Annotated in this window: 10 protein-coding genes and 1 pseudogene; 5 read left to right on the forward strand and 6 right to left on the reverse strand. The window is 68.6% G+C overall.

Annotated features, from left to right (window positions below):
* Positions 1–7: 7 nt before the first annotated feature.
* Positions 8–928, reverse strand: a complete 921-nt coding sequence (locus tag AB0D44_RS21815) for an NlpC/P60 family protein (protein ID WP_362593472.1) — start codon at positions 926–928, stop codon at positions 8–10.
* A 271-nt stretch (positions 929–1,199) separates the two neighbouring features.
* On the opposite strand from AB0D44_RS21815, the gene AB0D44_RS21820 reads away from it, so the two are divergent.
* Entirely contained in the window at positions 1,200–2,057 is an 858-nt protein-coding gene (locus AB0D44_RS21820) for an IS5 family transposase (RefSeq protein WP_362593475.1), read from the forward strand.
* Positions 2,058–2,355: 298 nt separating this feature from the next.
* Positions 2,356–3,525 (forward strand): DNA gyrase subunit B, encoded by a 1,170-nt coding sequence (locus tag AB0D44_RS21825; protein ID WP_362593478.1) that lies wholly within the window; start codon positions 2,356–2,358, stop codon positions 3,523–3,525.
* 247 nt (positions 3,526–3,772) lie between these two features.
* Here the strand turns inward: AB0D44_RS21825 and AB0D44_RS21830 are convergent, their stop codons facing one another.
* Together AB0D44_RS21830 and AB0D44_RS21835 are read right to left on the reverse strand one after the other, a co-directional pair.
* Positions 3,773–4,093, reverse strand: coding sequence for a hypothetical protein (locus tag AB0D44_RS21830; RefSeq protein ID WP_362593481.1), 321 nt, complete (start codon positions 4,091–4,093; stop codon positions 3,773–3,775).
* A 39-nt stretch (positions 4,094–4,132) separates the two neighbouring features.
* Positions 4,133–5,579, reverse strand: a pseudogene (locus AB0D44_RS21835) (NF041680 family putative transposase).
* Between the two features lie 374 nt (positions 5,580–5,953).
* On the opposite strand from AB0D44_RS21835, the gene AB0D44_RS21840 reads away from it, so the two are divergent.
* Entirely contained in the window at positions 5,954–6,415 is a 462-nt protein-coding gene (locus tag AB0D44_RS21840; RefSeq protein WP_362593484.1) for a hypothetical protein, read from the forward strand.
* Positions 6,416–6,597: 182 nt separating this feature from the next.
* Entirely contained in the window at positions 6,598–6,753 is a 156-nt protein-coding gene (locus AB0D44_RS21845) for a DUF4158 domain-containing protein (RefSeq protein WP_362593487.1), read from the forward strand.
* Here AB0D44_RS21845 and AB0D44_RS21850 read toward each other — a convergent pair.
* A complete protein-coding gene (locus AB0D44_RS21850; RefSeq protein ID WP_362593490.1) occupies positions 6,747–8,183 on the reverse strand; it encodes a PKD domain-containing protein in 1,437 nt (478 codons plus the stop codon). The genes AB0D44_RS21845 and AB0D44_RS21850 overlap by 7 nt on opposite strands.
* Positions 8,184–8,769: 586 nt before the next feature.
* Between AB0D44_RS21850 and AB0D44_RS21855 the strand changes: the two genes are divergently transcribed.
* Entirely contained in the window at positions 8,770–9,495 is a 726-nt protein-coding gene (locus tag AB0D44_RS21855; protein WP_362593493.1) for a DUF4241 domain-containing protein, read from the forward strand.
* Between the two features lie 123 nt (positions 9,496–9,618).
* On the opposite strand, the gene AB0D44_RS21860 is transcribed toward AB0D44_RS21855, so the two are convergent.
* Positions 9,619–11,178: an ISL3 family transposase gene (locus tag AB0D44_RS21860; RefSeq protein WP_362593496.1), complete on the reverse strand. Its 1,560-nt coding sequence runs from the start codon at positions 11,176–11,178 to the stop codon at positions 9,619–9,621.
* 271 nt (positions 11,179–11,449) lie between these two features.
* Entirely contained in the window at positions 11,450–12,031 is a 582-nt protein-coding gene (locus AB0D44_RS21865) for a suppressor of fused domain protein (protein ID WP_362593499.1), read from the reverse strand.
* Between the last annotated feature and the right edge of the window lie 141 nt (positions 12,032–12,172).

Raw genomic sequence — 12,172 nt, forward strand, 5'->3', positions numbered from 1 at the left:
GCCGGCATCACCAGCGCAAAGCCTGGTACAACGTCCAGCAGTGCACCCAGTGCCCAGACCTGGCCGTCGCCAGCGTAGAGCCCGACGTGGTAGACGCCCCCGTCGCGGTGGCCCAGAACAGAAGGTCCCCGGGGCGGAGCTGGCAGCGTGCGACGGGCCGGTGGGCTGTGACCTTGTACTGGGCGGCGGCGGTGCGGGGGAGTTGGGTGTGCGGCCAGTACGCGTACTGCACGAGCGAGGAGCAGTCGAACCCGGTGGTGGTGGAGGCAGCGCACCGTCCGCGCACGTATCCGTTTCCGTCGTCGCAGAAGCCGCGGCCCGGTCCGGCTGGGCCGCCGCCGCCGTAGGCGTAGGGGGTGCCGATCCGGGCGGCGGCCCGGCGCAGTGCCTGTGAGCCGGCCCCGCTGCCGCCCACGTTGAGCAGGGGCGCGCCCTCGTAGTCTTTCATCATCTTCATGATGTTGATGACGTAGTTGTAGGTCTGGCCCTTGGAGAAGGACTTGGGCGGGACCCCGCGGTAGTACAGGACGGCGCCCCAGCCGGCGTTGTAGCCGGCAAGCGCGAGGCGGCGGACGTCGTCTTTGAGGCCGGAGGCCTTGGCGTCGCCGAGCAGGGAGCACATGTAGCGTCCCTGGGCAGTCACCGCGTCGCCGACGTCGAACGGGTCGGCGCGCCCGTTGCCGTCGGCGTCGTTGCGGTACTTCGCCCAGGTCCCGTCGACGAACTGCGCCGGGCCTCGCGCGCTGGCGTACGAGACGGTGCTGCGGGAGGTACTGAAACCCGACTCCTGCTGGAGCTGAGCGGCCATCAGGGCAGGCGTCAGCTCGGGGTGTTCCTCACAATTGGCAACGGCCTTGAGGATCCAGCGCTCGAACTCCGGCGGCACGCCGCGCAGGCTGCTCGAGGCTGCCGCCGAGTCGGCTCCCACGCCGGTGATCAGTCCGGAATCAGGGCCAGGACGACCACAGGCAGAGCCAACACCGCCAGAACGGCACCGGATACGACCTTCACCGAGTCCCCCTTTCGGCTGACCCGGTCACCGGCGGTTCCGTTCGCACAACATTGCGAAGTGCCTGATCAGCGGACTGCCCGTTGACCCCGTGTCAGCTCTGCCGACGTGATCGCTGACTACATCGACGCCTGACCATGCTGGGGGCCGGCCGCATCGCGGTCGGCCCCCAGCATCACGAAGGGAGCAGATGTTGGCCCGGCGCCGCTGCTACCCCTCGGACACCTACGACGACGAGTGGGCATTGATCGAACCCCTCCTGCCCATCCCGGCCTGCGAGACCCCTCGCGGCGGGCGGCCGGAGAAGCACCCGCGGCGCGAGATCGTGGACGCGATCCGGTACGTCGTCGACACCGGCTGCAAATGGCGGGCCCTTCCCAAGGACTACCCGCCATGGCGGACCTGTTACAACGCCATGGCCCGCTGGGCCGCGGCCGGGGTGATCGGCCAGATCCGCGACCAGCTCCGTAAACGCGTCCGCCGGGACATGGGGCGTTCACCCGGAGCGGTCGCCACGATCATCGACTCGCAGTCCGTCAAGGCCGCCGAGACCGTCGGCAAGGACTCGCGCGGCTACGACGCCGCCAAAAGGATCAACGGCAGGAAGCGGCACCTCGTCGTGGACACGAAAGGCCTGCCGCTGTTCGTCATGGTCACCCCAGCCGACATGACCGACCGCGACGCGGCGAAGGAAGTCCTGTTCCGGCTCCGGTTCATGCACCCCGAGATCACGATCGTCTGGGCCGACTCCGCCTACGCCGGACAACTTGTGAGTTGGGCGAAGAAGTACCTGAACCTCACGGTGAAGACCGTCAGCCGGCCGAAGAACGCCGTCGGGTTCGTCGTCTTGCCCCGCCGCTGGGTGGTCGAAAGGTCACTCGCCTGGGTCATGCACGCCCGCAGACATGCCCGAGACTACGAACGCCTGGTCCAACACTCTGAATCATTGATCACCTGGGCCGCGATCACTCTCATGACCAGGCGCATCACCCGCCGCACGTCCCGCCGGACCGGCCAGCCCGCCTCACGCGAGGCCCACCGAGACTGACTACGGTCACCACCGCGCACGCCAACCGCGCGTTCCGACTCGCGCACCCTCGTACGGAGCTTCACGGCTCGTCAGCCTCTCAAATCGGGGGCCTCGGGGTCGCCGGAAATTGGGTCTGGCGCGGTCTCCGCAGGCCCCCGGCTGCCCTCCGACAGTGGTGCGCGATCCCTGGGCCGACCTTCTCCAAGTAGGTGCCCACCCGCCCGTTCATGCCTTCGGCGAATAGGGTCTGACCTGGTGTTTTCCAGAGATCCGCCTAGGCTGGGGGTGCCGCTGGAGATACCATTGGGGGGACTTGATGAGTGACAACGACAACCCGTACGACGCCAGCCTCATCCAGGTGCTGGAGGGATTGGAAGCCGTTCGGAAGCGGCCTGGAATGTACGTCGGCTCGACCAGCCAGCGTGGCCTGCACCAGATCGTGTTCGATGTCGCCGAACGGGCAGTGAACGAAGTCCTGGCCGGCCGTGCCAGTGCCGTCGAGATCACCCTCACGTCCGACGGCGGCGTACGTGTCGCCGACGACGGGCCCGGTGTCCCCGTCGAGGCCGCCGGGGACACCGGCGGTCCCGGCCTCGAAGCTCTGCTGACCCGCATGCACCCCGGGGTGGCGGAGCCGGGCGGCCGCCACGCTGTGGCCAGGAGCCTCTTCGGCATCGGGCCCTGTGTCACCAACGCCTTGTCGAGCCGCCTGACAGCCGAGGTACGACGCGAGGGAGTCCGCTGGGTCCAGGAGTACGCGCGGGGCGTCGCACTCGCCCCGCCCACCAGCGCAGGACCGACAACCAGAAGCGGGACCACCATCGCCTTCTGGCCCGACACCGACATCTTCGAGACGACGGAGTGCTCGTTCGCGGTGCTGGCAGAACGCTTCAGGGAACTGGCCTTCCTCAACCGGAGCCTGGACATCTCGCTGACCGACGAACGCCCCCCGAGCCGGTCCCGATCGGTGCGGTACCGGTTCCCGAGCGGGGCTCAGGACTTCGTCGCCTTCCTCGACGCGCAGGGAGGAGCGTCCGTACACCCGGACATCATCGGCTTCGAGCACGAAGACCCGAGGATCGCCGGGACAGTCGAGGTGGCCCTGCGCTGGCGTAGCTCCCCCGAGGAGCGGCTCCAGGGCTACGCCAACAGCCAGCCCACACCCCACGGCGGCACGCACATGGGAGGATTCCGCGACGGGGCGGCCGCCGCGGTCAACGCGCACGTGCGGGAGCGGCGGCTCCTGGCGGAGGCCGCCTCCGATCTCAGCATCGACCAGATCGGCGACGGGCTGACGGCGGTCGTGTCGGTGAAGCTGGACCGGCCCGAGTTCTCGGGCTCCACGCACGGCGTACTGGACGGCGCCGCTGTGCGCACCAGCGTCGCTGATGCCGTACGGGAACACCTCGGCACATGGCTGGAGAGGCATCCGGAGCAGGCCGCGGCCATCGTCGCCCGGATCATCCTGGGCGCCCGCCAGGACTAGGCAGCCGCGAAACCCCCCTGTCGGTTCCCGGGAAGGGAGTCAGCAGGGGGCCGGGGTGGAGCGCGTCCAACGGCCAGCTACTCGCGTCACCCGTTCTGTCGACGCGCCAACTACCCTGCGGACCGCCTGCAGTGCTCACCAAGGCCCGCGCTCCTTACGTCAGGCCGCACGGTCGAGGTTCGGGAACAGGTACTGACCTTGTCGTTTATGGTGCGGCCGAGATGGAGGGCCGGCCAGCGAGGCACGTTCAGATCCAGTTGCCCCAGCCGAATGTTGCGATGTAGGCCCGCCGGATGGCATCCCATCCACGGCCGCTGCCGATGTGGATCACCGTCAGGGCAAGGATGAACCAGGCCGCGAAGGCACCAGCAATGATCAGTGTCCATCGAGGGCCGGAGAAGCTGGCGACCACGATGAGGGCGATGATGGCCACGCCCAAGCCCATGTGGGCGGCGGGCAGATCGGAGCGCAGGGCTTCGCGCAAAGCGTGGCGTTCTTGCTGCATATCCCGGGTGTAGCGGGAAGAAGCCGAGCCTTCGCTGTTCTCTCGCTTAGAGCTGTGCTCCATGAGGCCCCCTGTTGGTCCAGCTGCGACTACCCGAGCAGCCTATGCCGTGCTGTGATCGCCAACAGCGTCGGTTTTGCGCCGGGGTTTTGTCCCCTTCTTGTGGTGGGCGGGCGGACTAGGCCTCGCCGTGGCGAGGACGCGTCCCACCTCGTAGCGGGTGGCGGGTTGTCGGTTCTTCGAGCCGAGCGGGCGTCCGGGGCCGGGCCGGGTTGGTTTCGGTGCACTGGCTGGGGTGCCGGTCTTCGCACGTAGGTTTCTGAACCCGCGTCGAACGCGGGCGGGGGTAAGTTTGTTCGGTTCCGCCGGGCGTTCCCAGGGCCGGCGGAGGTCTCGTGCGAGGGGGCGGGCGAGGCGGAGTTGGGCGTGTGCGGCCAGGACGAGCCAGGTCCAGCGGTCGGCCGCTCCGGAGTCCCGCAGCCGCGGCCGGGTCCATCCGAGAGTCTGCTTGAGCAGCCGGAAGGTGTGTTCCAGGTCGAAGCGCCGCAGGAAGGACTGCCAGCACCGGTCGACGTCCTGCGTGGTGGCGCCGGTGCCGGACCACCAGAGCCAGACGGGCTTGTTCACCCCGCCGCTGGTCAGCTTCTCGACCGTCAACCGGATCACGGTGCCTTCGATGATCGGCAACGGGCCCTGGTGGTCGAGCCAGGCGGCTCGGCGCGTCAGTCGTGGGTGGAGCCGGTCCCAGCCTTGCGCGGTCGCCGCCCCGTATCGGTGGGTGCTGGTGACCGTGACCGCGGTGGCCTCGCCCCACGTAGCCGGATCGCCGAAGACGAACTCGCCGCCGTGCTTGGGCGGACGGCCGCCCTGTGGCGGGCAGATCCACGGCACTGGGACGGGCTTGCGCATCACCCGGTCCGAGCTGAGCCGGCCGAGTACCTCGACGGGGAGGTCGGCCAGGAGGTGGGCGATGCGGGGCGCGTCGTAGCCCGCGTCCAGCACGACCAGGATGCTCGGGTCGCCGACCCTCCACTGTCCAGCGTCCAGGAGCCGTCCGACGACGTCGCGGACCTGTCCGGCGGTGACCGCGGCCACGTCGGCGCCGGGCTCCAACCGGATGGCGTCCAACAGCGCGGTCCACGAGGTCCGGCCGGTCTCCAGAGCGGCGACGATCGAGTACGGCCAGCCGGGCACCATCTGGTGCTTGCCCAGGCCTCGGCCGAAGGTGTGGCAGAAGGAGCGGTCCGACGAGGTGTCGGCGTCCGGCCGCAGCTGTGGAGACGTCCACGGCCAGCACCAGCCGGCCATCGCCGGCCCGGGGCAGTGGAAGGCCTGTCAGTGCCCGCCGTAGCCGGGCAACATCGATCCGGCCCTGGTTGATCCCGGAGTACAAGGCACCATGGCCCCTCCGGTGCTCAGGAGCGAGGGCCAGGTCCACGAGCGTGCGGACGGGCCCGTCGGTGCACAGCAGTGCGTCGCACAGCTCGAACAGGGCGTCGCTTCTGGAGACCAGGCACGCGTACAGCTCCGACCGGAACCCCGCCACCATCGTGAACGCGTCTCGTTGGACGCTGTGCTCGACCAGTCCCACGATCCCGGCCTCCGTGCTGCGTTGTCGCTGAGCACAGGATCGAACGACGGCCCCTCACACATCCGATGAACTGGGGAAATCCCGACCAAGTTCGAGTCCCGTTCGACGGCAGACCATAAACGACAAGCTGACGATCGGAGTCACCAGCTTGATACCACCGGCCTGGACGACACGGCGTAACCGCTGGCCCCGCTGCTCCGGGACGCCGTCCGCGTCCGGAGCAGCGCCCTACCGAGTCGTGGGGAGCGTCGGCTGGCTCAGTCTTTACGGGTGGTGTGCGGGGGTGCTTTACGGTCGCGGGAGGGTTCGGGGCACGGGGTGGGGGAGGGGTTGTGGCCGGGTTGCTATGGCAGCAGGAGCTGGACGCGCGGGTGGAGTTTCGGTCCTTCGGGTTCCAGGAGGCAGACGACAGCGCGGTGCCGGTGCCTTTCCCGGATGACTTCGAGTGGGGGGTGTTCCTGCGGGCCCATGTCCGGCGGTTCGACGTGTTCAGCGCTGGCCATACCCATACGGCGTCGCTCCATGTCCGGGTCTGGGATGGCCGGCCCGACGCCGAGGAGGGGCATGGTGGCTGGGAGGAGCAGGCGGAGATCGACTATGAGTCGGTCACCGGCGATGTGGCGGTGTGGGGTACGGGCCGCTCTGAGGACCTGATCCGGCTGGGCCGCCGCGGGATGTGGCGGGTACGGGTGTGCTGTGCGGGGAGGGCCGAGGTCGAGAGGGTGACCCGGTCGGAGGGTACGGCGCACGGGGTGGAGCGGTACAGGATCGATTTCTGGCCGAAGGCGGGCTGAGCGGCGGGGCGGGCCCGCGTGGGCGGACCCGCCCCGCCGCGTGTGTATCAGGTGATCTTCACGATGAACCCGTCCTCGAGTCCGTCGATGATCCGGTTGTTGTTGTAGAAGCCCCGGTCGGCACCGGGGCCCGGCAGTCGTGTTGATCGATTGGCTGGAGGTCCGGGGTGCCGATCGAGTCTTTGACGGATGAGCAGGCTGCCGCGTATGCGGCGTTCCGTGGGGCGCCGTCCCGTACGGAGCTGGAGCGGTTCTTCTTCCTGGACGACGCGGACCGGGAGCTGATCGAGGGCAGTCAGGTGCGGCGGCCCCTGCGGCCGCCGCCCGCAGATCAGTAGGCGTCGTACTCGCCGAACCAGTCGACGATGTAGTGGACCTCCCGGCTGCTCTGGTTCCAGAGGTCGATGACGCCGTAGGGGCCGGTCTTGGCCTGGACCAGGTTGGAGACGTCCTTGCCCGCCGTCCAGTTCAGCGCGGAGGTGGTGGGGCGAGGCGGCTTGACCGCGTACCCGTACTGGTACGCGTGGGCCGAGTTCGGGTCGGGAGCGACGGAGAGGTGTCCCGCTCCGGTCGTGCTGGCGACGGTGACGTTCGTGACGTAGGCCTCGATGGGGAGGTCGTAGCGGTTCCCCGAATTCAGGTGCAGGGCGTAGTAGCCGCCGGCGAAACAGGGCCAGGTGTTGGGAGGCAGGCCCCTGGTGTCAATGTGACGGAACGGGCCGCCTTCCGCCGGGAGGCCGAGCCGCCACGTGGCGAAGGCAGCCTTGCTGCCGGCACCGTAGTAGCCGACGACGTCGATGATCACGTCGGTCCCGGCCCAGGCCCCGTTGCGGACGTTGATCTTTCCGTCGGCGCCGACGGGGACGATGACCGAGTTGGCGACAGTCTGTCCGGCAGTGAAGTTCAGGCTGGAGGTGGACGGGGCCGCCTGGCCGCTCGGGAAGACCGTCAGGTGGCCCGTCTCCCGGGGGTTGGTGACAGTCACGTTGAGCGCCACAGCAGTCGCGCTGGCAGGGATACCGCTGCGGCCGGTGATCTGGACCCCGAAGGTGTCCTGTCCGGCGACCTGCCCGCGCGCCGCGCCGAGGCCTTCGCGGGTGTCGACGAAGCGGACCGGGTTCAGCGAGGTGTAGCCGTCGGCGGCCGCACGGTCGAAGTAGCCGGTCACGTCCGCGATCAGGTCCACGGCGTTCCAGCCGCCGTTGTACAGCTCGATGTACCCGTCCTTGCCGACGGGTACGATCACCTGGTTCGGGATGGTCTGCCCGGCGGTGTAGTTCACGTTCGAGGTCTTCGGCCTGTCCCTGCCCGAGGGGTAGACACTGACGTGCCCTCCGGCGGTGGCATTGGTCGCCGTGACGTTGAGGACCACTGCGGTGGCCCCGGCCGGGACCTTCGCGTTGCCCGCGATCTTCAGCCGGACCGGCGTGTACGCCCCGACCTTCGACCGGGCCGCGCCGATACCGGCCCGGGTGTCGAGCAGCCGGGTGGGAGCGTGCGGGGCGAAGAAGGAACCCGGCGTCGTGAACGGGAGCCGGTTGACCGCCTGGACGTTGTTCACGGTGTCCGTCGCGGTCACGGTGATGGTGTAGTCGCCGGGCCGGGGGTAGGTGTGCCTGACGTCGTACAGGATCTGACCGCCGGTGACGGTGGCCGTGTGCGTCATGCCGTCGCCCCAGGCGATGGTGACCTCGTGGGGGACGGGCGCCCCTTGGTAGAGGTTGACGCCGAAGGAGATGCTGCGGGCGGTCCTGGCATCGCCCCACATAAGGAGTTCGAGGTTCGAAGCGTCGGCGGAGGCCTGTGTCGAGCCGCCCTCCGCCGCGCTGGAAGGCAGGACCGTACGGACCGTGTTCTCGCCCGGACTGCGGAAAATTCCGGACTCGGCGGCCGCCGCCTCGTCAGGAGCGGACTCGGGGGGCGGTGCGGAAACCCCAGGCGCCGCAGGACCGGCGGCCTGCGCCGCGCCCGGTATGAGACCGACGCCGACCGCGAGAGCGGCAGCTGAGACAACGAGTCGGCGACTGCGCACCGGCCCCCCAATTCTGTTGCTGATTGAACGAGTTCGAAAGCCCGCCCAGCGTACCGATCGGAACGGACATGTCATACGCCTGACCAGGGCTGATCAGGGCACGGTCTGATCACATCGGGGCTGGGGCGCCGCTCGGGCCGGGCGGGGCGCCAGACTGGTTGCTTTCGCGTGCCGTCAGGGTGGCTTTGTTGGTGAGTCACGGGTTCTGCCACAGATCTTGGGGAGCGATCACGGATTGCGACGATGCAAGAAGTGCCGATGTCAGCGGGCCCACGTAGCTTTCGGTTGACCGCCCGGCCGGGTGGCGGGGAGGGAGTGAGACATGGAGTGGGTCAGGGACGCGCGGCTGGCAGCCGGGCCTGAGGCCACCTGGTACTTGGAGGCGGCTTTCACGCCCGGTGCTCACCTTGGGACGGTGTACGACGATCCGATGACGCCGGTAGTCGTGACGGGCATCGAGGAGCTGACGACGATCCGCGTACCGAGCGGCCGGCTTGTCGTCGATGCGCCATGGCACGACGACCAGGTCTGGGAGTACCAGAGGGGGCTGCCGACCAGGCCCCCGCGGGAGCTGGCGGTGCGCATTCCCCCGGGCGTCTACCGGGTAGAGATCGCGTGGACGGCAGGCCCGTACGAGTTCATGGGCGAGCACGTCGACGGTGTTGAGTGCGCCGCGACGCGCCTGTGCATCAGCGACGACCCTGTCGTCGGATGGGAGATGGGCCTGAGTGTCGAGGACGACATCGCCCGGCTTCAGCCGGGCGAGGAGCCTCGCTTCTTCTCCGATGCTAATGTCGGCTGCTTCGCCGATGCAGGCGCGTGGACGATCTTGTCCGCACCGTTTCGCACGTTCATAGACGGGGTCCCTGCCCCGCGCGATTCTGAGCAGCTGGCCGATGGGTGCGAACGGGTACGCGATGAGTCGCAGCAAGCCGATCTGGTCACGTTCGGGGCTGAGTCGGGCGGCGTCGTCTGGTTGGGCCGCACGAAGACCGGCGACGTGGCGGCGATCGTCGTCACCAGCGGCATGCCCGATGCCAAAGCATGACATCGCTGCCGCCTCTCCCTGTCCTGCAAGTCGCGCAGCCGGACGTGGCTGCCCGCTTTTACTGGGAGGAACAGCCTGAGGAAAGGTATCGGGAGTCGCACTTCGAATAGCCACTGTGAGGCGCTACTGCAGCAGGATCATCTTCCGGAGCAGGTGGAAGCCGGCTCGGCCGTAGAGCTGTCTCTTGATCTTCTTGATGCGGTTCACGGCTCCCTCGACGCTGCCCGAGCTCCAGTCCAGGGTGAGGCCGGCGATCACGGCGTCGAGGTCTCGCCGAAGGTGGAGCGCGAAGCCAGTGAGCCCGGGCAGCCGGCTGGCTTCGACTGCGTCGATCCAGGCAGGGAGCGTGGCGCCGAGGCGGTCGGTGAGCATCTCGCCGAAGTCGCGGACATGTCCGGCAGCCGTGTCCAGTTCCGGACAACGGGTCAAAAGGTCCTTGAGGCCGATGCGGTCGTCCTCACTCAGGGTGGCGGGGTGGCGGGTGAGCCAGCCGGTCACCTGCGGTACGGTCGCTGGCCGTGGCGGTGCGGCGGACGGGTCCCTGCGCAAGGTGGCGATGTGGGCTCGGACCATGCCGTAGGTGACGGGGGCCTGCTCGGCGACCAGTTCGCCGTGGAGTTGGGTGACGCTGGTGCATCCCTCGGTGAATCGTCGTTCGAGGTAGGGCTTGTAGGGATCGAGTCTGCTGGGCCGGGGCCGGTTCTCGCGGATGGTGTCCTGCCAGCGTGAGGCGTTCGCGTACCGGAGGACGGTGTTGAGGCCCCAGCCCAGATGCCGGGCGATCGCCCGGCGCGAGTGCCCCTGGGCGAGCATCTCGTGGACCAGGGCGTGTGCGGCCTTCTTTCGCGCGGCCCGCCGGCCGACGGGCTCCGCGTTGTCTTGCGATCCCCCTGAAGTCGGTCGGGTGGCCTCCGTCAGCGTGCCGCTGGGCGCCGGCGTGCGCAGGCAGTCGCGGTGGGCAGCGACGCAGGTCTCCACGGCGCGGCCGAGGCCCTGCCACAGATGGAACTGGTCGGCGACCTGCAAAGCGTCGGGTGCACCGCGCCGCGCGCCCTCGGCGTAGGCACCCGCCCGGTCCCGGCAGATGATCTCCACGCCGGGATGGCAGTCCAGCCAAGCTGCCAGCGGCCCGGCTTCACGGGTCGGGAGCACGTCGACCACGCGATGGTCTTCGACGCTGGTCAAGACGGTGGAGTAGGTCTGGCCGCGACGGATCGCAAAGTCGTCCACGCCCAGCACGCGTGGTGTACTGAATCGCGGATCGGGTAACACCATGACCCTGCGTAACAAGGTCATCCGTCCCGCACCGAAGCCGAGCTGGGCCGCCAGTCGAGCGCCGGCTCGTCCCGCCAAGGCGAGCCCCACCCGCTCCAGGGCGCGGTTCAGCCGCGTGGTGAACCGCGCGTACGGCGCGGCCAGCCGGGAGAACGGCTCGGCGAACGTTCGGCGCGGACAGTCCGCCGACCCGCAGATGAATCGCCGGACCATCAGCCGGATCACAAACCCCTGCTCAGCGAGCGGAAGGTCCTTCAGCCTGCGCTGGTAACGGTCGTGGACCCGGTCCGCGAAGCGGCCGCAGTCCGGACACGCCGCCCCCGCCATGCGGCCTCTTGCTACCACCTCGACCGTGCCGAACGCGACCGTAACCGCCTCGACCTCCACATCGTCGATCCCGTCGAACACCAGCGAATCCTAGAACGGTGCATCGGTCTGCATGACCAGCACCATCACTGTTCACAGCCAGCCAAAGCAGCGAACGGAATGCACCTGAGGGAGCGTCACTTCCGGCCTTCAGACGCCAAGGCGTGCGCCGTCTCGCACGAGTCAGTCACTCGCAATCGAACACCGAGGTCACGCTCCGCGATGGTTCCCCAAGATCTGTGCCAGAAGAACCGAGTTTTGACGGCACTGGAGGACTCCGTGGCTGCCGCTTGCGTCTCAGAAGCTCGCTAGGTCAGACGACGGATGGACGCCTTGGATCGGTCGGGACGATCGCGTGCTCGTCGAATAGCCGTTCAAGGGCTTCGTGGCCGTGCTCGCGGCGGTATGCCATCTCGGCTGCGGTGACCGGCAAAACCCAGAGGATGCGGGCATCGCCGTCCGGCAGTGGGCACTGCTCGAGGTCAGGTCCGTGGAGGTAGGGAAGGCTGACCAGCAGGTGGTCGCAGCGGGACCCGGGCAGCCACGGCTCCCCTATGGGCAGGCTGTGCTCGAGATCAAGGTGGCGATCGGAGTGGTAGTAGGCGGTCATGGCCAGGAGATCAGCGAAGCGTTCGTCGCGGACGGGAGCGGTGAGGACGAATTCGAGGCCGTGGCCGTCCGTCTCAACCGTCGACCAGCAGCCGGCGGTGATGTAGGCCCAGCTGTCGGCGCGCTGTCCTGGGCTGACGGTGAGGATCCGTAGGTCGGGAACAGCTTCCCTTCGTCCAGGTCCCAGGTCGTAGTCGCTGACCGTGATCATGTGGCCGGTGAAGAACTCGCGAACGTGGGCCTCGACGCCTGCTATCGCCCGCTGGTTGCGCTCGTTCTCGAACATGATGGAGAGGATCTCACGGCTGGCCCAGGTGTCCTGGCTGTGAGTCCGCCCCGCCGCAGCCCCCGAGGAAGCCGCCGACCTCGCCCGGATGTCCGTGTTCGAACGCATCGGCGAACCCGCCGACATCGCCGGCATCGTCGC

It is taken from the genome of Streptomyces sp. NPDC048349 (genome assembly GCF_040651925.1).
Lineage (GTDB): Bacteria > Actinomycetota > Actinomycetes > Streptomycetales > Streptomycetaceae > Streptomyces.